Annotated in this window: 16 protein-coding genes; 12 read left to right on the forward strand and 4 right to left on the reverse strand. The window is 64.0% G+C overall.

Annotated elements, in window-relative coordinates:
* Positions 1–12 precede the first annotated feature (12 nt).
* A complete protein-coding gene (argS, locus tag OIK44_RS23830) occupies positions 13–1,722 on the reverse strand; it encodes an arginine--tRNA ligase (RefSeq protein ID WP_273674510.1) in 1,710 nt (569 codons plus the stop codon).
* Between the two features lie 390 nt (positions 1,723–2,112).
* On the opposite strand from argS, the gene rsmB reads away from it, so the two are divergent.
* From rsmB to OIK44_RS23870, 8 genes are all read left to right on the forward strand, one after another.
* Positions 2,113–3,537, forward strand: a complete 1,425-nt coding sequence (gene rsmB / locus OIK44_RS23835; protein ID WP_273674513.1) for a 16S rRNA (cytosine(967)-C(5))-methyltransferase RsmB — start codon at positions 2,113–2,115, stop codon at positions 3,535–3,537.
* Between the two features lie 49 nt (positions 3,538–3,586).
* Complete coding sequence (locus OIK44_RS23840; RefSeq protein WP_273674515.1) at positions 3,587–4,156, forward strand: DUF4390 domain-containing protein; 570 nt, start codon at positions 3,587–3,589, stop codon at positions 4,154–4,156.
* The gene (locus OIK44_RS23845) at positions 4,157–6,418 is read left to right on the forward strand and encodes a sensor histidine kinase (RefSeq protein WP_273674517.1); all 2,262 of its coding nucleotides are present in this window, start codon (positions 4,157–4,159) and stop codon (positions 6,416–6,418) included.
* Positions 6,419–6,503: 85 nt separating this feature from the next.
* The gene (locus OIK44_RS23850) at positions 6,504–7,217 is read left to right on the forward strand and encodes a response regulator (protein WP_273674519.1); all 714 of its coding nucleotides are present in this window, start codon (positions 6,504–6,506) and stop codon (positions 7,215–7,217) included.
* Positions 7,214–7,612 carry a GTP-binding protein gene (locus OIK44_RS23855; protein WP_273674521.1) on the forward strand — a complete coding sequence of 133 codons (399 nt, stop codon included), beginning with the start codon at positions 7,214–7,216 and terminating at the stop codon, positions 7,610–7,612. Before OIK44_RS23850 ends, OIK44_RS23855 begins: the two co-directional genes overlap by 4 nt.
* Before the next feature lie 144 nt (positions 7,613–7,756).
* Positions 7,757–8,014 (forward strand): BTH_I0359 family protein, encoded by a 258-nt coding sequence (locus tag OIK44_RS23860; RefSeq protein WP_273674523.1) that lies wholly within the window; start codon positions 7,757–7,759, stop codon positions 8,012–8,014.
* Positions 8,015–8,113: 99 nt separating this feature from the next.
* Positions 8,114–8,893, forward strand: coding sequence for a class II glutamine amidotransferase (locus tag OIK44_RS23865; protein ID WP_273674525.1), 780 nt, complete (start codon positions 8,114–8,116; stop codon positions 8,891–8,893).
* A 150-nt stretch (positions 8,894–9,043) separates the two neighbouring features.
* Positions 9,044–10,324 (forward strand): EAL and HDOD domain-containing protein, encoded by a 1,281-nt coding sequence (locus OIK44_RS23870; RefSeq protein WP_273674527.1) that lies wholly within the window; start codon positions 9,044–9,046, stop codon positions 10,322–10,324.
* Between the two features lie 83 nt (positions 10,325–10,407).
* Here OIK44_RS23870 and OIK44_RS23875 read toward each other — a convergent pair whose 3' ends face one another.
* Positions 10,408–10,785, reverse strand: a complete 378-nt coding sequence (locus OIK44_RS23875; protein ID WP_273674529.1) for an SPW repeat protein — start codon at positions 10,783–10,785, stop codon at positions 10,408–10,410.
* A 211-nt stretch (positions 10,786–10,996) separates the two neighbouring features.
* A complete protein-coding gene (gene metH, locus OIK44_RS23880; protein ID WP_273674531.1) occupies positions 10,997–14,797 on the reverse strand; it encodes a methionine synthase in 3,801 nt (1,266 codons plus the stop codon).
* A gap of 622 nt (positions 14,798–15,419) precedes the next feature.
* Here metH and OIK44_RS23885 point away from each other — a divergent pair.
* A complete protein-coding gene (locus tag OIK44_RS23885) occupies positions 15,420–17,675 on the forward strand; it encodes an IPT/TIG domain-containing protein (RefSeq protein ID WP_273674533.1) in 2,256 nt (751 codons plus the stop codon).
* Positions 17,676–17,740: 65 nt separating this feature from the next.
* Here OIK44_RS23885 and trhP read toward each other — a convergent pair whose 3' ends face one another.
* Positions 17,741–19,108: a prephenate-dependent tRNA uridine(34) hydroxylase TrhP gene (gene trhP / locus OIK44_RS23890; RefSeq protein WP_273674535.1), complete on the reverse strand. Its 1,368-nt coding sequence runs from the start codon at positions 19,106–19,108 to the stop codon at positions 17,741–17,743.
* 316 nt (positions 19,109–19,424) lie between these two features.
* Here trhP and OIK44_RS23895 point away from each other — a divergent pair, with 316 nt between their 5' ends.
* Genes OIK44_RS23895 through OIK44_RS23905 form a run of 3 tightly spaced genes read left to right on the forward strand, consistent with a single transcriptional unit; the run spans position 19,425 to position 21,107 of the window.
* Positions 19,425–20,351 carry a cupin domain-containing protein gene (locus OIK44_RS23895; RefSeq protein WP_273674537.1) on the forward strand — a complete coding sequence of 309 codons (927 nt, stop codon included), beginning with the start codon at positions 19,425–19,427 and terminating at the stop codon, positions 20,349–20,351.
* A gap of 10 nt (positions 20,352–20,361) precedes the next feature.
* A complete protein-coding gene (locus OIK44_RS23900; RefSeq protein WP_273674538.1) occupies positions 20,362–20,694 on the forward strand; it encodes a hypothetical protein in 333 nt (110 codons plus the stop codon).
* A 38-nt stretch (positions 20,695–20,732) separates the two neighbouring features.
* Complete coding sequence (locus OIK44_RS23905) at positions 20,733–21,107, forward strand: hypothetical protein (protein ID WP_273674540.1); 375 nt, start codon at positions 20,733–20,735, stop codon at positions 21,105–21,107.
* Positions 21,108–21,138 lie beyond the last annotated feature (31 nt).

The following is a 21,138-nucleotide window of genomic DNA, read 5'->3' on the forward strand; positions in this document are numbered from 1 at the left end:
AGACCTTCGCAATTACATTTTGTTTGGCGCGGATACGCCGATCAGGGCCAGGCCGTTGCGCAGCACCTGGCGGGTCGCCACCATCAGCGCCAGGCGCGCCAGCTTGAGCGCGTCGTCGTCGACCAGCACGCGCTCGGCGAAATAGAAGCTGTGCAGATTGGCGGCCAGCTCGCGCAGGTAGAAGGCGATCTGGTGCGGGCCCAGCTCGGCCTGGGCGCGCGCCAGCACCTCCGGATAGGCGGCCAGCGTGGCCAGCAGCGTCGCCTCCGACGGCGCCGTCAGCGGCGCCAGGTCGACGCCGCCCAGCGTGGCCGCGTCGCCGCCCCACTGTTCCAGCATGCGGCAGATGCGGGCGTGGGCGTACTGCACGTAATACACCGGATTCTCGTCCGAGGTCTTCAGCGCGACGTCGACGTCGAAGACGAACTCGGTGTCGGCCTTGCGCGAGATCAGGAAGAAGCGCACGGCGTCGCGGCCCTTGGCGGTGTCGCCGGCGCCCGACCATTCGATCAGGTCGCGCACCGTGACATAGGAGCCGGCGCGCTTGGAGATCTTGACCTCCTCGCCGCCCTTCATCACGGTGACCATCTTGTGCAGCACATAGTCCGGGTAGCCCTGCGGGATGCCCAGGTCGACGGCCTGCAGGCCGCCGCGCACGCGGGCGATGGTGCCGTGGTGGTCGCTGCCCTGGATGTTGATGGCCTGGTCGAAACCGCGCTGCCACTTGACGATGTGGTAAGCGACGTCCGGCACGAAATACGTGAAGGTGCCGTCGCTCTTGCGCATCACGCGGTCCTTGTCGTCGCCGTAGTCGGTGGTGCGCAGCCACAGCGCGCCCTCCTGCTCGTAGGTTTTGCCGGCCTTGATCAGCGCGGCGACGGCGGCGTCGACCTTGCCGTCGCCGTACAGCGAGGACTCCAGAAAGTAATTGTCGAACTTCACGCCGAAGGCTTGCAAGTCGATGTCCTGCTCGTGGCGCAGATACACGACGGCGAAGGCGCGGATCGAATCGAGGTCGTCGATATTGCCGCTGGCCGTGACGGGGGCGCCGTCGCTGGCCGAGACGGTTTTGCCGGCCAGGAAATCGGTGGCGATCTCGGCGATATAGTCGCCGTTGTAGGCCGACTCCGGCCAGGCGGCGTCGCCCGGCTTGAAGCCGCGCAGGCGCGCCTGCACGGAATTGGCCAGCGTCTCGATCTGCACGCCGGCGTCGTTATAGTAATACTCGCGCGTGACGGCATAGCCCTGCGCGTCGAACAGCGAGGCCAGCGCGTCGCCCAGGGCGCCCTGGCGGCCGTGGCCCACGTGCAGGGGGCCGGTCGGGTTGGCCGAGACGAACTCGATGACGACGCGCTTGCCGGCGCCGGCGTCGCTGCGGCCGAAGGCGGCGCCCTGATCCAGCACGGCCGTGACGACGGCCTGCTTGGCGGCGTCCGTCAAGCGCAGATTGATGAAGCCGGGGCCGGCGATATCGGCCGAGGCCAGCAACTGCTTGCTGGCCGGATCGGCCAGCAGCGCGGCCACGACGCTCTGGGCCAGCTCGCGCGGATTCAATTTCAATTGCTTGGCCAGCTGCATCGCGATATTGCAGGCGACATCGCCGTGCGAAGGATCGCGCGGTCGCTCCAGCACCACATTCGGCACCAGCGACGTGGCGGCCAGAATGGGGGCGAGAGCGGCCTGGAACAGGGCAATGACTTCTTGTTTTTGTTGAGCGAGCATGAGCGTGGTGGCGGCGGGGCCGCGCTAAATAGACATCGAAAGGCCAAAAAGCCGGCGCCAGCGCCGGCCAAACTGCCTTAATTATACTGGTTTGCCGGCGCCAGCAATACGCCCGCGCGGGCGCCGCCGCTTTCCCGAACCCAAGAATGGGGTCAGGTCTAGACATGGCGGTTTTCGCCCGCGCTTGCGCCTGGAAAACCGCCATGTCTAGACCTGACCCCAATGTTGTTACGGCGTCATGTTGTTGCCGGTGAATTATGGCGGTTTTTGCCACGCTTTTGGCGCGCACGCCGCATTCGCTTAGGCGAAGCGGGCCGACTACCGCTACAATCGACCCTTTATCGCGCGCGACCGCGTTCGCCGCGTGTGCACACTGTGACCGGATGGATGATGAATAAGCGCCCCTTGCTGAAATTGAAGATTGTGTCGAAGCCCGCCCCGACGGCGGCCGAGGCGCCGAAGCTGCGCCCCAGCTATCACCCGGATGTGAAGCCGGTGCTGCAGCCGGGCTTTCAGCCGGATTTGCGCGCCGATTCGCTGGCGTTCTGCCTGCTCGGCGCCGCCAACGCGGTGGCCCAGGTGCGCACCGGCACGGCGCTGCCGCAGGCGCTGACGCGGGTGTTTGCGCAAAATCACGCGGCGCCGCAGGCGCGCGGGGCGATCCAGGATATTTCCTACCGCGCCATGCGCCAGCTGGGCCGCAGCGAGACGCTGATCGGCTTGATGACGTCGAAGGCGCCGGAGCCGCCCATGCTGGCCGCGCTGTTGTGCTGCGCGCTGGCCCTGATGGCGGCCGAGCCGGGCGAGCAGCCTTACGAGGAGTTCACCGTCGTCGACCAGGCCGTCACGGTGGCCACCTCGCACCCGGACATGGCGCACGCGAAGGGCATGGTCAACGCCGTGCTGCGGCGCTTCCTGCGCGAGCGCAAGGCGCTGCTGGCGAGCGCGCTGCAGCAGCCGGTGGCGCAGTGGAATTATCCGCAGTGGTGGATAGACGCCGCGCGCGCCGCCTATCCGCGCGACTGGCAGGCCATCCTCACCGCCGGCAACGCGGCGCCGCCGCTGACCCTGCGCGTGAACGCGCGCAAGAGCACGGTGGCGGACTATCTGGCCCAGCTGGCCGGCGCCGGCATCGCCGCCGCCCAGGTCGGCCCCAGCGCCGTGCGCCTGGCCCAGCCGATCGGCGTGCAGGCGATTCCCGGCTTCGCCGCCGGCGTCGTGTCGGTGCAGGACGCCGGCGCCCAGCTGGCCGCGGGCTTGCTCGATGTGCGCGACGGCATGCGCGTGCTGGACGCCTGCGCCGCGCCGGGCGGCAAGACTTGCCACATCCTGGAGCTGGCCGACGTCGAGCTGACGGCCATCGACGCCGACGCCAAGCGCCTGCCGCGCATCGCCGAGAACCTCGAACGGCTGGGCCTGTCGGCCACCCTGCAGGCCCAGGACGCGCAGTCGGCCGCCTGGTGGGACGGCCGCCAGTTCGACCGCGTGCTGGCCGACGTGCCGTGCACGGCCTCGGGCATCGTGCGGCGCCATCCGGACATCCGCTGGCTGCGCCGCAAGGGCGACGCGCTCCAACTTGCAACACTTTCGGCCAAAATTCTCGACAATCTTTGGCAGATGGTGCGCCCCGATGGTAAATTGCTGTTCGTGACATGTTCTTTGTGGCCGCAAGAGTCCGAAGCCCAGGCGGCGGCGTTTGCGGTGCGCCACAACGCGACGCGCTTGCCAGCCCCGGGCCAGCTGCTGCCGACCGGCGCGGCGGAACAGGATCACGACGGTTTGTTTTACGCGTTGTTCCAGAAAAATGCCGCGTAAGCGTTTCGCCTGTTACTTTCCGACGGAATTATTGAGCACCGGCCCACTTGTGACAACACGCTTTTTCCGCCTCCTCGCCTGGCAGCTGCTGCTGGCGCTCGCGTGCGCGCTGCCGCCGGCGCGCGCCGCCGACGGCGTGGAGATCACCCGCACCTACATCGAGGCCGTCGACGAGGGCTACAAGCTGGCCGCCAGCTACGCCTTCGAGCTGAACCACGGCCTGGAGGACGCGATCCAGAGCGGCGTGCCGCTGTTCTTCACGACGGAGATCGAGCTGACCCGGCCGCGCTGGTACTGGTTCGACGAGAAGGCCATCGTCGCCAAGCAGACCAGCCGGATTTCCTACAATGTGCTGACGCGCCAGTACCACGTGACCGTCACGGGCAATGTGCAGCAGAGCTTCTCCACGCTGGACGACGCGCTGTTCCTGATCCGCCGGCCGAGCCGCTGGCTGGTGGCGCCGCGCGGCGCCCTCAAGCCGGGCGAGACGTACAACGTCACGCTGCGCATGGGCATGGACCGCGATTTCCTGCCCAAGCCGATCCAGGTGAACGCCTTCAACAATAGCGACTGGCGCCTGAGCTCGAACAAAAAAACCTTCCTCTATAAGGCGGAGTAGGTGACCCAGGCCTTGCGGTATGCTTTGGTGGTGGGCGGCGGCGTGGTGAGCATTCTGCTGTTCCTGCTGGCGTCGGCGTCCGACAACTCGGGTTTCTTCGACCGCTACTATTCCTGGCTGCTGGGCCTGAACGCGGTGGCGGCCGTGTCGCTGCTGCTGCTGGTCGGCGTGTCGCTGGCGCGCCTGTACGCGCGCTACAAGAGCGGCAAGTTCGGCTCGAAGCTGATGGCCCGCCTGGTGCTGCTGTTCGCCGGCATCGGCATCTTGCCCGGCCTCGTCATCTTCCTCGTGTCGGTGCAGTTCGTCTCGCATTCGATCGACTCCTGGTTCAACGTCAAGATCGAGGCCGGCCTGCAGGCCGGCGTGAATCTGGCGCAGGCCAGCCTGGACGAGGCCGTGGTCGAGCTGAAGGCGCGCGCGCGGCACACGGCCCAGCAGCTGGCCGGCGAGCCGGCCGAGGACAACGCCGCCACGCTGGCGCAGCTGCTGCGCGAGCGCGGCATGCAGAACGCCCTGATCGTGCGCGCCGACGGCCGCCTGGCCGGCAGCGCCAGCGCCGTGCCGAGCACGCGCCTGGAGGCCGAGCTGCCGTCGCCGGCGATGCTGCTGCAGGCGGCGGCGCCGGAGGGCTACGGCGCCCCCGAGGGCGGCATCGAGCTGCACAGCGACAACAAGGACGGCGCCCAGCGCGCCCCCCAGGACGCCGGCACCGGCCTGCGCCTGCGCGTGCTGGTGCCCATCGCCGGGGCGGCGCCGCGCTTCCTGCAGGTGCTGCAGTCGGTGCCGGTGAGCCTGGGCACCAACGGCGAGGTGCTGCGGGCCGCCTTCAGCGAGTACAGCGGGCGCTTCGTGGCCCGCTCCGGCTTGCGCAAGATGTACATCGAGACGCTGACCCTGACGCTGCTGCTGGCCATTTTCGGCGCCATCGCCAGCGCCTTCCTGATCGCCGGCAACCTGGCGCAGCCGCTGCTGGTGCTGGCCGAGGGCACCCGCGCCGTCGCCGACGGCGACCTGTCGCCGCGCCCCATCGTCGCCAGCAACGACGAGCTGGGCACGCTGACGCAATCGTTCAACACGATGACGCGGCAGTTGTTCGAGGCGCGCAACGCCGTCGAGAGCAACCGCGCCGCCCTGCAGAACGCCAAGGCCCACCTGGAGTCGGTGCTGGCGAACATGTCGGCCGGCGTGATGGTGCTCGACGGCGATTTCCGCCTCGTCACCTGCAACGCCTCGGCCGAGCGCATCCTGCAGCACGCCGGCGTGGCGATGGCCGGCCAGCCGCTGGTGCGCATCGACGGCATGCAGGATTTCGGCGGCGCCATCATCGCCGCGTTCTCGGCGCAGAGCGCGCAGTCGGCCGCCGGGCGCAATCTGCAGCGCCTGCACTGGCAGCAGCAGATCGAGCTGCCGCGCCGCGAGGGCGACGAGCACGACATCACGCTGCTGGCGCGCGGCTCGCGCCTGCCGCTGGAGACGGGCAGCGGCTACATCGTCGTCTTCGACGATATTTCCGACGTCATCTCGGCGCAGCGCTCGATCGCCTGGGGCGAGGTGGCGCGCCGGCTGGCGCACGAGATCAAGAACCCCCTGACGCCGATCCAGCTGTCGGCCGAGCGCCTGCAGATGAAGCTGGAGGCGAAGCTGGCGCCGGCCGACGTCGAGCTGCTCAACCGCAGCACGACGACCATCGTCAACCAGGTGGCGGCGATGAAGCGCATGGTCGACGACTTCCGCGACTACGCGCGCACGCCGCCGGCGGTGCTGACGCCGCTCAGCCTGAACGAGTTGATCGAAGAGATACTGCACCTCTACCTGGGCGGCGACGACGGCGACATCATCCACCCGCAACTGGCGCCGGCGCTGCCGCTGGTGATGGGCGACACCACCCAGCTGCGCCAGGTGATCCACAACTTGCTGCAAAACGCGCAGGACGCGATGAGCGAGGTGGCGCCGGGGGCGCCGCACCCGCGCATCGACGTGCGCACCGAGGCCATCCACTACCGCAGCGCCGACGGCGGCGTCAACGTCGCCGTGCGCCTGGCGATCAGCGACAATGGCCCCGGTTTTGCGCCGAAAATTCTTGCGCGCGCCTTCGAGCCGTATGTCACCTCGAAGGCGCGCGGTACTGGATTGGGACTGGCCATGGTCAAGAAAATCATCGACGAACATGGTGGCAGGATCGATATCGAGAACCGGGTCGACGGAAACGGCGCGTCAGTCGTCATTTTGCTGTTAAAGTTAGCTCCGGTTAATCTGGCTTAACGCTTAAAACACTAATAAAATCATAGCTGTCACGAAGGCGCATCGCATGCGCAATGAACCGGCGAAATGAGGAAGGCAAGGATAGATGGCAAACATTCTCGTAGTTGATGATGAAATGGGGATCCGCGAGCTGCTCTCGGAAATTCTTGGAGACGAGGGACACGCAATCCAGTTGGCCGAAAATGCCCAGCAAGCCCGTGAAGCGCGCGCCGCCGGCGCGCCGGACCTGGTCCTGCTCGACATTTGGATGCCGGACACGGACGGCGTCACGCTGCTCAAGGAGTGGCAGCGCGACGGCCTGTTGACGATGCCGGTGATCATGATGTCGGGCCACGCGACGATCGACACGGCCGTCGAGGCGACGCGGATCGGCGCGATGAACTTCCTGGAGAAGCCGATCGCCCTGCAAAAGCTGCTGAAGGCGGTGCAGCAGGGCTTGACGCGGGCGCAGGAAAGCGTGCGCGCGCCGGCGCCGGCGCCGCGGCCGCAGCCGCAGCCCCTGCTCGACGACGGCGCCGCCGCGGCGCCGTTCGGCGCGGCCGCGCCCCTGCACGCGGCGCGGGCCGGCGCGGCGGCCCAGCCGGCCGCCGACGGCCACACCTTCAGCCTGTCCTTCGACCTGCCGCTGCGCGAGGCGCGCGACGCCTTCGAGCGCATGTATTTCGAGTACCACCTGGGCCGCGAGGGCGGCAGCATGACGCGGGTGGCGGAAAAGACGGGGCTGGAACGCACCCATCTGTACCGCAAGCTCAAGCAACTGGGCGTCGAGCCCGGCAAGCTGGCCAAAAAAGGCGTATGAGCGTTGCCGGCGCCGGCAAGACCGCCACCGTGCTGGTGGTCGGCGGCCGCGCCGGCGCGCGCGAGGCGGCCATCGCCGCCGCCTTGGCTGGCGCCTCGGCGGACGGCGCCGCCATCCTGGAGGGATTGCCCGACGGCATGTCGACGCTGGCCGGCGAGGGGCCGGACGCGCCCCGGGTGCTGCGCATCGCCCCCGGCTGCCTGTGCTGCGCCGGCAACCTGGTGTTGCGCGTGACACTGAACCGCCTGCTGCGGCGTCCGCCCGCGCAGTTGTTCATCAGCCTGGCCGACGCCAGCCACGCCGGCCGCTTGCGCCTGTGGCTGGCCGGCCCGCCCTATGACGCGCTGCTGGCGCTGGGCGCCGACATCAACCTGGACCTTGCCGCGCAAGGCTAGCACCCTCCGCTGGCGTAACTGCCCGGCATGCCGGTAGTGCTACATTCCGTTACAAACCGTTTGCTTGAAAACCCTGGCGCCAACCCCACCTCGATGGGGAAAAGGAAGTGTGCACCGCCACTTCGACCTAGCGAGGGAAGCCCTATGAACTTGATCTACAACAGCGAGCAATACAGCGTCGTCGAATTCGGCGCCGACCGCGACCTGGAGGCCCTGCGCTTCGGCGGCTATGAAATCGTCGACAAAGGGGGCCGGCGCGAGATTTTCATTGCCGGCGCGTTGGCGCAGTCGTTCCGCCGCGACGTCAACCTGCTGATCGCGCGCGCGCCCAGCGTGGAGGAAATCGATGAGTTTCTTGGCGGCTATGACTCGCTGATGAGCCAGCCCGTGCTGTTGCACTAGCCGCTCGCGCTATCATTTGCCGAAAAGCCGGGTCCGGCCGCTGCCGCGGCGCCCAGCCGTGGTAAGGTTTGCCTCTTACAGCAGAGCCGCGACCCAACCATGTGCCAACTTCTCGGAATGAACTGCAATGTCCCCACCGACATTGTCTTTAGCTTTACCGGCTTCGCCATGCGCGGCGGCCACACCGACACCCACCACGACGGCTGGGGCATCGCCTTTTTCGAGGGCGCCGGTGTGCGCCATTTCGTCGACCATCAGGCGGCCGTCGCCTCGCCCGTCGCCGAGCTGATCAAGCGCTATCCCATCAAGTCGAAAAACGTCATCGCCCACATCCGCAAGGCCACCCAGGGCCAGGTGGCGCTGGAGAATTGCCACCCCTTCGTGCGCGAATTGTGGGGGCGCTACTGGGTGTTCGCCCACAATGGCGATCTGAAGGATTTCCACCCTGTGCTGGACGGCCCGTACCGGCCCGTCGGCAATACCGACAGCGAACGGGCTTTCTGCTATCTGCTGCAACAGTTGCGCGAGCGCTTCGGCGCCGTCGCGCCGGCGCTGCCGGCCCTGCGCGCCGCGCTGGCCGAACTGGTGCGCGGCGTCGCCGCCCACGGCACCTTCAATATGCTGCTGTCGAGCGGGACGGAGTTGTTTGCCCACTGCTCGACGAACTTGTTTTATGTTGTGCGACAGCATCCTTTTGTAACGGCTAAACTGTCCGACGACGACGTCACCGTGGATTTTTCGACGCTGACGACGCCGCAGGACCGGGTGGCCGTGATTGTCACCGAGCCGCTGACGACGAATGAGGCTTGGACGGGGTTTGCGCCGGGGGAATTGAAATTATTTGTCGATGGATGGCCCGTGGAGGGCGAATCGGTGTAATTTGTCCAAGACAAGTGTAAATTTTGCTGCCAAAATACCCGTATGGCATACATATTACGGTAAAGTATTGTCAATATTGAACCTCGACATGCGCGGCGCAGTCGCTACCCCCGCCGCAGCGTGTCACTCGACGTGAATGATAAAGATTTGATGATCGACATTTCTAGCACCGATATCGCCCCGAAACCTCTGCGCGTGCGCGAGTTTTATCTGGGGCGCCAGCCGATCTTGGATCGGAACCAGGCGCTGTTCGGCTATGAGTTGCTATTTCGGAACGCCCCGGTAGGGCCGGCGAACATCAGCAGCGACCTGTCCGCGACGGCTTCCGTGATCGCCCACGCTTCGCAACTGGGCATGGAGAAAGTGATCGGCGACGCCCTCGGCTTCGTCAACGTCGACGCCGACGTGATCATGAGCGACATCTTCGTGTTCCTGCCGCGCGAGAAAGTGGTGCTGGAAATCGTCGAGTCGATGCAGGTGACGCCGCAGATCCACAAGCGCATCACCGAGCTGGTCGGCCACGGCTTCACCTTCGCGCTGGAAAACGTCGTCGCCGACTCCAGCCAGGTGCAGCAATTGATTCCGCTGGTCGAGTACGTGAAGATGGACATGAGCACGGTCGACCTGGCCGTGCTGTCGACGCTGGCGCCGCGCTTCAAGCGCGAGCACAAGAAGCTGGTGGCGGAAAAGGTCGAGACGCGCGAGGAATTCAAGACGGGCCTGGACCTGGGTTTCGACTACTTCCAGGGCTATTATTTCGCCAAGCCGGCCATCATGACGGGCAAGAAGCTGTCGCCGTCGCAACTGGCCGTGATGGAGCTGATGACCCTGGTCACCTCCGACGCCGACAATATGGAAATCGAGCGCGCCATCAAGCGCGACGTGTCGCTGGCCCTGAACCTGCTGCGTCTGGTCAACACCCCGGCCGTCGGCGCGCGCCAGCGCATCGACTCGCTGAGCCAGGCCGTGTCCGTGCTGGGCCGGCGCCAGTTGCAGCGCTGGCTGCAAATCATGCTGTACGCGGAGCCAAGCAAGCGCGGCCACAGCATGACGCCGCTGCTGATGCTGGCGACGACGCGCGGCCGTCTGCTGGAATTGCTGGCGACCAAATTGCGCCCGAGCCAGGCCCACGCGGCCGACGTCGCCTTCACGGTCGGCATCATGTCGCTGATGGACACGCTGTTCGGCGTGTCGATGGATGAGATCCTCAAGCAGATCCACGTCATCGACGAAGTGGGCGAGGCGCTGCTGCACCGCACCGGCTTCTATGGCGACCTGCTGAAACTGGCCGAATGCATAGAGCGCATCGAAGACATGGAAGACCAGATCGTGCCGACGCTGCGCGAACTGGCCATGTCGACGGACGATCTGGTCGAGCTGGAAATGGCGGCCTTCGAGTGGAGCGACAACGTGGTGCGCTACGCCCTGTAAGCGCGGCGTTTTTCGCGCTGGACACGCCAACGGCGTCGCTGACATGCGGCGCCGTTTTGTTTTGGGCGATGCCCCTCGGGCGATCAGGTCGCCGCGCCGGCGCCCGGCCAGTGCTTGTGCAGCTCCGGATCGGTGCGCCATTCCCACAGCGCCAGTACAACGACGGCGATGCCGACGATGAGTTCGTTCCACATCACCGTGTTCCTGTCCGCCACACGCAACACCCAGGGCGACACGGCCACCCATACGCCGACCAGCAGGTTGACGACGACGGCCCAGAAATAGGTTTTGTACAGTTCAAAGGCGGCCAGCGCGGCGATGATGACGCCGGAAATGATGGCGTTCATCATTTGCGCCGATCCTTGCGGATAAGCAAACGCCCATGGTGAGACGATCAACCACAAGCCGAGTACCAGAATCAGTTGGTCTTGCCAGCGCCTTACCGAGTTATTGGTTGCCATAAATACCTCCTTTGCTTGTCACAAGAATGGACGTGCCCGCGGCGAGCGGCAAGCTGACTAGGCCGGCCGCATCTGCCGCCTGCGTACAGACTTAGTGCGCGGGGGAGGGTAAAAGTTCATTGTGTTGCGCGGCAAGCCGGCGGGCGGACGCGGCGCTTGCGTTCCCGCGCTTGCGTCCCGCGCTTGCGCCTCGCGCTTGCGCCGCCGGCACTTACGACAGGTTGGGCGCCAGCCAGCTTTCCAGCTCTTCCTTGCTGACGCCGCGGCGCTTGACCATGTCGGCCAACTGGTCGTCGCCGATTTTGCCGACGACGAAATACTTCGACTCCGGATGGGCGAAGTAGAAGCCGGACACGGCCGCGCCGGGGAACATGGCGAACGATTCGGTCAGTTGCATGCCGATCTCCTCGGCCTGCAAGACCTTGAACATGTCGGCCTTGACCGTGTGCTCCGGGCAGGCCGGATAGCCGGGCGCCGGGCGGATGCCGCGGTAGGACTCGGCGATCATCGCCTCGTTGCTGAGCGCCTCGTCGCTCGCGTAGCCCCACAGGTCCTTGCGCACGCGCTCGTGCAGGTATTCGGCGAAGGCTTCGGCGAGGCGGTCGGCCAGCGACTTCAGCATGATCGACGAATAGTCGTCGTGGGCGTCCTCGAAGCGCTTCTCGTACTTCTCGATGCCCAGGCCGGAGGTGACGGCGAACATGCCGATGTAATCCTTCAGGCCGGACGGCTGGCCGCCGCTCAGCTTGGGCGCGATGAAGTCGGCCAGGCACTGGTTCGGCCGCTGCACCTTGTTGCCGGCGGCGTCTTCGATGATGGGCTTGACGCCCTGCTGGCGCAGGCCGTAATAGGTGAAGGCGACGCTGCTGCGGCTGTCGTCGCTGTAGACCTCGATGTCGTCGTCGTTGACGCTATTCGCCGGCAGCAGGGCGATCACGCCGTTGGCCGTCAGCCAGCGTCCGTCGATGAGCTTCTTCAGCAGCGCCTGGCCCTCCTCGAACACCTTGGTGGCGGCCTCGCCCACCACCTCGTCCGTCAGGATGGCCGGATACGGCCCGGCCAGGTCCCAGGTCTGGAAGAACGGCCCCCAGTCGATATACTGGGCGATGGCCGCCAGATCGACGTTCTTGAACACGCGCCGGCCGATGAACTTCGGCTTCACGGGCGCGTGCGCGCCGTCGAAGGTCAGGCGCATCTTGTTGGCGCGCGCCGCCGCCAGCGACAGCATCGGCAGCGCCTTCTTGTTGGCGTGCTGCTCGCGGATGCGCGCGTAGTCGACCTCGATGTCCTCGATGTATTTGTCGCGCGCCTCGGGCGTCAGCAGCGACTGCGCCACCGACACCGAGCGCGAGGCGTCCGGCACGTACACCACCGGGCCCTCGTAGTTGTGGGCGATCTTCACGGCCGTGTGGGCGCGGCTGGTGGTGGCGCCGCCGATCAGCAGGGGGATCTTCAGCATGCGGAAGTGCGGGTCGCGCTGCATTTCCTTGGCGACGTGGGCCATTTCCTCCAGCGAGGGCGTGATCAGGCCGGACAGGCCGATGATGTCGGCGTTCTCGATCTTGGCGCGGGCCAGGATTTCCGAGCAGGGCACCATGACGCCCATGTTGACGACCTCGAAGTTATTGCACTGCAAGACCACCGAGACGATGTTTTTGCCGATGTCGTGGACGTCGCCCTTGACGGTGGCGATGACGATCTTGCCCTTCGGTTTGGCGACGATGCCGGTGCGCTGCTCTTCCAGCTTCTTCTCTTCCTCGATGTAGGGGATCAGGTGGGCGACGGCCTGCTTCATCACGCGCGCCGACTTGACCACTTGCGGCAGGAACATCTTGCCCTGGCCGAACAGGTCGCCGACGACGTTCATGCCGTCCATCAGCGGGCCTTCGATGACGTGGATGGGGCGGCCGCCGTTGCCCAGCAATTCCTGGCGGGCCTCCTCGGTGTCCTCGACGATCCACTGGGTGATGCCGTGCACCAGCGCGTGCGACAGGCGCTGCTGCACGCTGCCCTCGCGCCAGACCAGGTTGGCCGTCTCGGCCTTGCCGCCGGCCTTCAGCGTGCCGGCGATTTCGATCATGCGCTCAGTGGCGTCGTCGCGGCGGTTCAGCACGACGTCCTCGACGCGCTCGCGCAGCTCGGCGTCGAGGTCGTCGTAGACGCCCATCATGCCGGCGTTGACGATGCCCATCGTCATGCCGGCCTTGATCGCGTGGTACAGGAAGACCGTGTGGATGGCTTCGCGGGCCGGGTCGTTGCCGCGGAAGCTGAAGCTGACGTTGGAGACGCCGCCGGAGATTTTCGCGTGCGGCAGATGCTCCTTGATCCAGCGCGTGGCGTTGATGAAGTCGACCGCGTAGTTGTTGTGTTCTTCGATGCCGGTGGCGATGGCGAAGATGTTCGGGTCGAAGATGATGTCTTCCGGCGGAAAGCCGATGGCTTGCGTCAGCAGCTGGTAGGCGCGCGCGCAGATTTCGGTCTTGCGCTCGAAGGTGTCGGCCTGGCCCCGCTCGTCGAAGGCCATGACGATGACGGCGGCGCCGTAGCGGCGGCACAGCTTGGCCTGGCGCAGGAACTCCTCCTCGCCCTCCTTCATCGAGATTGAGTTCACCACGGCCTTGCCCTGCACGCACTTCAGGCCGGCCTCGATGACCGACCATTTCGACGAGTCGATCATGATGGGCACGCGCGAAATGTCCGGCTCGGAGGCGATCAGGTTGAGGAAGCGCGTCATCGCCGCCAGCGAGTCGAGCATGGCCTCGTCCATATTGATGTCGATGACCTGGGCGCCGTTCTCGACCTGCTGGCGGGCCACGCTGAGCGCCTCGTCGTACTGCTCGTTGAGGATCATGCGGGCGAAGGCTTTCGAGCCGGTGACGTTGGTGCGCTCGCCGACGTTGACGAACAGCGAGTCGTCGTTGATGGTGAACGGCTCCAGGCCGGACAGGCGCAGATCGTGCGAGGCGGCCGGCACGGCGCGCGGCGGCGTCGTCGCCAGCATGGCGGCGATGGCGGCGATGTGGTCGGGCGTGGTGCCGCAGCAGCCGCCGGCGATGTTGATGAAGCCGCTGTCGGCGAATTCGCGCAGCAGCGCCGAGGTGTCGGCCGGCAGCTCGTCGAAGCCGGTGTCGCTCATCGGGTTGGGCAGGCCGGCGTTCGGGTAGATGCAGACGAAGGTGTCGGCGATCTTCGCCAGCTCCTCGGCGTAGGGGCGCATCAGGGCCGCGCCCAGCGCGCAGTTCAGGCCGATGGTCAGCGGCTTGGCGTGGCGCACCGAGTTCCAGAAGGCCGGCACGGTCTGGCCCGAGAGGATGCGGCCGGAGGCGTCCGTGACGGTGCCGGAGATCATGATCGGCAGGCGCACCTGCTGCGGGTGCGCGTCGAAGTACAGGTCGATGGCGAACAGCGCCGCCTTGCAGTTCAGCGTGTCGAAGATGGTTTCCACCAGCAGCACGTCGGCGCCGCCCTCGACCAGGCCGCGGGTCTGCTCCAGGTAGGCGGCGACGAGCTGGTCGAAGGTGACGTTGCGCGCGGCCGGGTCGTTGACGTCCGGCGAGATCGAGGCCGTTTTCGGCGTCGGCCCCAGCGCGCCGGCGACGAAGCGCGGCTTGTCGGCGCTGGAATACTTGTCGCAGGCGGCGCGCGCCAGTTTGGCGGCGGCCACGTTCATCTCGTAGGCCAGGTGGGCCATGTGATAGTCGTCCTGGGCGATGGTGGTGGCGCCGAAGGTGTTGGTTTCGATCAGGTCGGCGCCGGCCGCCAGGTAGCGCTCGTGGATTTCCTGGATGATGTGCGGCTGGGTCAGCGTCAGCAACTCGTTGTTGCCTTTGACGAAGAGCTCGCGGGCGCCGCTGTCGGCGGGCGCGGCGAAGTCGATGAAGCGGCCGTTCGGGCCGCCCCGGTAGGCCACCTCGTCGAGTTTGTACTGCTGGATGATCGTGCCCATCGCGCCGTCGAGGATCATGATCCGGCGCGACAGGATGTCGCGCAACTGGGTTTCGGTCTGAGACATGGCGGAGGTCACGGTATCGTTCATTTCATGCTTTCAATAGACTGGGCGGGCGGGGCGGCGGCGCTGGCGGGGCCGTGCTGAGCCGGGTCTAAAATTATACGGCATCGGGCCCGCCTGGTTCCGGGCGGCGGGCGGCGCCGCGACACTTTTTGCGCGCCGGCCGGCCCCGGTGCGGAGCCGGCGCCGCGATATAAACGATGCTTGCCCTATTTAATGCGCGGGGCAGACTTTATGCTTATTTTAAATAAACATAGCGGCGCCGGTAATTAAGGGCGATATTCAGGCCGTATATATTTTTAATTTACCGCCGCCTGCATGCGCCTCCCCGGAACGGGGGCCGCGGCCGCGCGCCGGGCGTTCGATGGCCGCGCCAGGGGCGCCTTTGCCGCCGTATTCCAGCTATCCGCCCGCATCATTCTCCAAAATCTCCCCAAACAGTTTGTTTGCATATGCACGGACTGGCGCGGCGATTATCCGCAGTATGTTAGTTAAGTAAAATACAAATTGCCATGTGGAATTATTTGCGTAATAATGTTAGATAGATCAATAAGGAAAATTGACTTAATTGAATTTTTTAACATTCGTCGAGTCGCCTTGTGCCGCTTGAAACAGGAGTTTGCTAGTGAAAAATAGTATTGCCTTAGTTTGCGTGTTGTTTGGCCTGGCTGGCTGCGGTGGCGGAGGCGGCGGTGGCGATGAGCATAAAACCACCGGTGCGGTCTTGCAATTGTCGATCAGCGGTTTCGCGCCGGCCGCGGGCATTCCCGGCTCGACGGTAACGGTGACTGGCACTGGTTTGAAAACCGTGACGGAAGTGCGTTTCAGCAATGGCACGCTGGCCCAGTTGGACCCGGCCCACACCGATACGAGCGCGACCTTCCTCGTGCCTGCGGACGCGGCGAGCGGCCCGCTGAGCTTCACGGGCACCAACAACCGGGTCGTCACCACCGCCGTGTATACCGTGGGCAAGCCGATGACGATTGCCTCGGTCACGAGCAAGGAGGAGGGCGGAAAGTTGAGCGTATTGGTGCTGGGCAAAGACCTGGGCGCCGTAACGACGGCCAAGGTCGGCGCCGCGAGCGCGACCATTGACAGCCAGTCCGACACCAAACTGCAACTCACCGTTCCTGCCGGTAGCAGCGGCGGCGTGGTCCTGGCATCGGCTTACGAGCCTGCGGTGGCCGCCGGCGCCGTTGTCAGCGCGCAGAATTTCACCGTCGGCGCCATCGATCTGGCCCAGGTCTACAACGCCGCGGCAATGTCCCTGACGCCCGGCAAGCCGGTCCTGGTGCGCGCCCCTGTGCTGGCCGCCGCCCCTGGCCTCGCCAGTCCGGACGTCAAGCTGGTTGCCTATGCCGGCGACGGCAGTTATCTGGGCAGCCTGAAAATGCAAGGCCCAGCCAACATTCCTGTCGCCAATACCGCCGAGGATATCAACACCACGTTTAACGCCGTGTTGCCGGCCGCTTGGGTGAAGCCGAAGCTGCAGGTGTTCGTGACGGCCGGCGCCGGTGGCTTGTACCAGAAAGCCGAGCCCCTGTTCAGCGTCACCGGCAAGATCAGGATTGTCCTGGTTCCCATGATTACCGCCGGGCAGATTACAGTTGCGCCGGATGTGAAGATGGTCAAGGACGCCCTGGTGCGTACTTACCCCTATGCGGCGAAGGATATTACCGTGGAAGTGCGTAAATTCGCTTTCCCGGTACTGACCGGTTCCAGTTCGGATTACTCGTGGTGGGAAACGACGCTGGACGCGGTCGAGGCGCTGCGCCTGCAAGAAGACCCGAGTGCCTATTACTATGCCCTCAGCCCCACGGCTGCCAGATCGTCGAATGGCGGCCCTGGCTTTGTCGTCGGTCTTGGCTACATCGGCAAAACCGGGCGCGGCAATCTGAATCTCACGGCGATGGGTATCGCCACCAACTTGAATTTCGCCGAATCGTATGATCCGTTTAACACGCAGTGGCCGGCCTGGTTGACGACGCTGGTGCATGAAGTGGGACACAACCACTCGCTGAGCCATGTGCCGTGCGGTAACGTGGCCGGCGCTGTCGTCGACTATCCTTACACGGACGGCAACCTGGGACCGCAGCCTTTGTATAACCAGGGCGAGAACGAGGCGATCGGCCAATTGAGCGCGCCTTCGTATGTCGAGAACAACGTGGCAGTGCCGATGAAAGACGTGATGAGCTATTGCAAGGGAGCCTGGTTCTCTGACTACAGCTATAAACGGGCGCAGCAATTTGCGGAATCGCGCAATACCTCGGTGGCGACGCTGCGTGCGGCGAGCGTGGCGCCGGCGGCCGATGGCTATCTGACGATTTCGGGTCAGATCACGGCAAACGGCGTGCGCCTGCGTCCGGCGCTGGCGACCGCCACGCGCCTGACCCCGGAAGTGACGGGTAATTACCATGAACATACCTTGCGCGTGCACACCGTCGCGGGCGAAACCTTCGACCTGCCGTTCGATGCCGCCGCCATCGGCGACGGGCAAGAGGGAAGCCGCCACTTCCGCGTCAGCCTGGCCAATCCCGGCGAAATCGCCAGTGTCGAGGTCTTGGCGGGCGGGCGCAGCGTGCCGCAGCTGGCGCAGCGCAGCGTTGCCGCCAACGTGGCGAGCGCGGCGGCCACCGCGAGCAGCACCGGCGTCGACTGGAAGCTGAAGAACGGCAAGCTGGAATTGCAATGGAACGCCAGTGCGGAACCTTATGCGTCGGTGCTGTACATTGCCCCGAATGGCGTGAAAACCGTGTTGGCGTCCGCGCTGACGGGCGGCGCCGCGTCGCTCGATGTGCGGGCCTTGCCTGCCGGCGGCAAGTTCGACGTCAGCCTGGCGACTAACTTGAAAGCGCGTCTGGTGAGCTTTCCGAACAAATAAGGCCGTACCCGGCCACTGAAGTCAACAACGGCCAAGCGGCTTGCGTCGCTTGGCCGTTGTTGCGTTTACAGGAAGCGCGCCAGCAGCGCGCCGTCGAGGCCGGCGTCGAGGGGGATGCGGACGATGTGGCCGCTGCCCGGCGCCACCGTCACGGCGCCGTCGTCGGCCGCGCGCATCTGTTCCAGCGCGACGACGCGGTTGCCGGACGGGTGGATGATTTCCAGGCGGTCGCCGACGCTGAAGCGGTTCTTCACCTCGACCGTGGCCCAGCCGTTCTCGATCGAGCGCACATCGCCGACGTACTGGCTGCGGTGGGCCTCGGAGGCGCCCTGCATGTAGTTCTGGTGGTCCTGGGTGTGGTGGCGCTGGTAGAAGCCGTCCGTGTAGCCGCGGTTGGCCAGGCCGTGCAGCTGGCCCAGCAGCTCGATGTCGAAGGAGCGGCCGGCGACGGCGTCGTCGATGGCGCGGCGGTACACCTGGGCCGTGCGCGCGGCGTAGTACAGCGACTTCGTGCGGCCCTCGATCTTCAGCGAGTCGACGCCGATCTTGACGAGGCGCTCGACGTGTTCGACGGCGCGCAAGTCTTTCGAGTTCATGATGTAGGTGCCGTGCTCGTCTTCGAGGATGGGCATCATCTGGCCGGGGCGCTCGGATTCCTCTATCAGGTAGGGGCGCTCGGCCAGCGGGTGGCGCGGCATGTCGCCCAGCGCCGAGAAGGGCTGCTGCTCGGCCTGTTCCATGGCTTGGCGATAGTTGAAGCCGATCGACTCGGGGGCGATGCGGGCCAGGTCGCCGCTGGCGTCCTCGGCGGCGTTTTCCACCTTGTAGTCCCAGCGGCAGGAATTGGTGCAGGCGCCCTGGTTCGAGTCGCGGTGGCTGAAGTAGCCCGACAGCAGGCAGCGCCCCGAGTAGGCGATGCACAGGGCGCCGTGGACGAACACTTCCAGCTCCATTTCCGGGCAGCGCTGGCGGATTTCCTCGATTTCATTGAGCGACAGCTCGCGCGACAGGATCACCCGCGTCAAGCCCATGCGGTGCCAGAACTTGACGTCGGCCCAGTTGACGGCGTTGGCCTGCACGGACAGGTGGACGGGGATGTCCGGCCATTTGTCGCGCACCAGCATGATCAGGCCGGGGTCGGCCATGATCAGCGCGTCCGGACGCATGGCGATGACGGGGGCCATGTCGGCCATATAGGTCTTGAGCTTGGCGTTGTGGGCGAAGATGTTGCTGGCGACGAAAAATTTCTTGCCGCGGGCGTGGGCTTGCTCGATGCCCGTCGCGAGCATCGCGTGGGTGGAGAAGTCGTTGTTGCGCACGCGCAGGCTGTAGCGCGGCTGGCCCGCATACACGGTGTCGGCGCCGAAATCGAAGGCGGCGTGCATTTTGGCCAGCGAGCCGGCGGGGAGGAGCAGTTCTGGTGCTTTGAGCATGACGAATGAATGGGACGAAAATTGGCCAGTCTCATTATCGCGGCGCGACGGCGCAACGAACATATGCCGAAAGGAGGGGGCGGGGACAGAAACACGTCGAGGAGCGCGGGCAAGACCAGCTGCTTCCTCGACGTCCTTGTCATGGACGAAACCAAGGGGCAAGTGATTTTCCGTGAGAATTATTGTAAAAAAGACATATATAATCGATCGGTTATAGTGTAATTTTCACAAGTAATCGGGGGCGATGGAGAATTTCGCCCGCGCTGCCACTGGACAGCTTTAACAGTTGTGGCTCTTTCATCTATCGGACATACACATGAGCACCTCCTTACCTTTCATCGATTTCGAGTTAAACCAGCAGTCGTTCCGGGAACACTATTTCGAGATCAAACCCTTCCTTCAGGCAGGTGCGTTCAGGCCGGACCTCTTGCCGTTTTCGGAGCTGGCGGACACATTGTTTGCGATTGACCTTTTCAGTAACAGGATCCGGCTATTCAAGGACGGCCTTGTGCCGAAGCCAGAATACATAGAGAACTATCAGGATGGAAATTCCGTCTCGTCGCGCTTTAGAAGCGAAAAAATGAATGCGATGCTGACCGAAGGCGCGACACTGGTCATCGATCGCATCGATCAAAACATCCCCGTTGTTAACAAACTTTGCTTCGAGCTTTCCCAGTATCTCGGCGAGCAATGCTTCGGTAATGCCTATGTTGCCTTCGGCGGCAATGGCTCCTTCGGCAGGCACTGGGATACCCATTGTGTGTTTGCGCTGCAGTTGGCGGGGAAGAAACGTTGGCGCGTTTACCCGCCGACCCACAGCAATCCGCTCATCTTTCAAGGAAGCGGAAAAGAGGACAAAGAGAACCTTGGCGAGCCGGTGATCGACATCTGCCTGCAGGCGGGCGACATATTGTATATACCGCGCGGCTGGTGGCATGACGTCACGCCCATCGATGGCGAGGAAACATTGCATATAGCCGCAGGCATACACACGTCGAAAATCCACGACTACATGTCCTGGATTTGCGCCGAAATCCTGCCGAAAATCGACATGTTCAGGTCGACATGTGGCCGCCTTGGTGCGGGCAGTTTTTTAACCGAAGAGGTAGTAGAAGTACTTAAAAAGGAGATGTTGAATGAAGAAAACATAAAAACTTTCAAATCAAAAATGGAAAAAATGAGTTTGTTAAAGCAGAAAATCGACTTTGATAATATATGCAAAAACATAAAACCTGTTAAATGATAGGCTAACAATGAGACCACTAGCGCAACACGAGATAGACCTGGTTTCCGGGGCGAATGAAACCAATACGTATACGCTACCAGCGGGCGCGTCGGTTACCCTGCAACTGGAGGCGAACAACAGCACCACCATCCGCTTCACGTTCGACGGCGGACGTACATTCAGCTGGAATAGCGGGGTGTGGATGGCATGTGCGGTGATCGGCGCCGGATTTGGATTGGCGGTGACTTCATTTACCCTCAATCCGATGATTGGAAGCCTGACGAGCACTTTGGTCAGTTTTGGCTGTACCGCCATGGTCAATAGCCAGCCCACCGGGAACGATCCGGCGGACGGCGATTAAAAGCTGCAAAACATGCCATATCAAACCGGAAAAACACCATGAAAATCTACAAGGCCCGGGCAATTTTTTATCTTGGATTGATTTTTATTCTGCTGGGGCTGATGCTTATCCCGGCACAAAATAGAATGACCGTCCTGGGAATAGAGACGTTGTTTATGTTTATATTCTTCGGTATGAGCGCATGGATAGTCCACGGGGCGCTGCTGAAGAATTTTCCCTATCAGCTGCGGACGTTGGGAGTGAAAACCGACAGACTTTGGAAAATCGTGACAACACTTGGGTTGCTATTGTTTGTATGTGGGTTTTTCCTGGAAAAGGATCTTCTTTATAAGGCCGGATTGTTCGTTTTTTTGGCTGGTATGGAAACGCATTTGCTGGAGAGAGAGTGGCGCGCCCACTCGGAAAAAAAGTAACATCACAATATTTTTTTAAAAACCGGTCCAA

This window comes from Janthinobacterium fluminis, from assembly GCF_028595325.1.
GTDB classification, from domain to species: Bacteria; Pseudomonadota; Gammaproteobacteria; order Burkholderiales; family Burkholderiaceae_D; genus Janthinobacterium; species Janthinobacterium fluminis.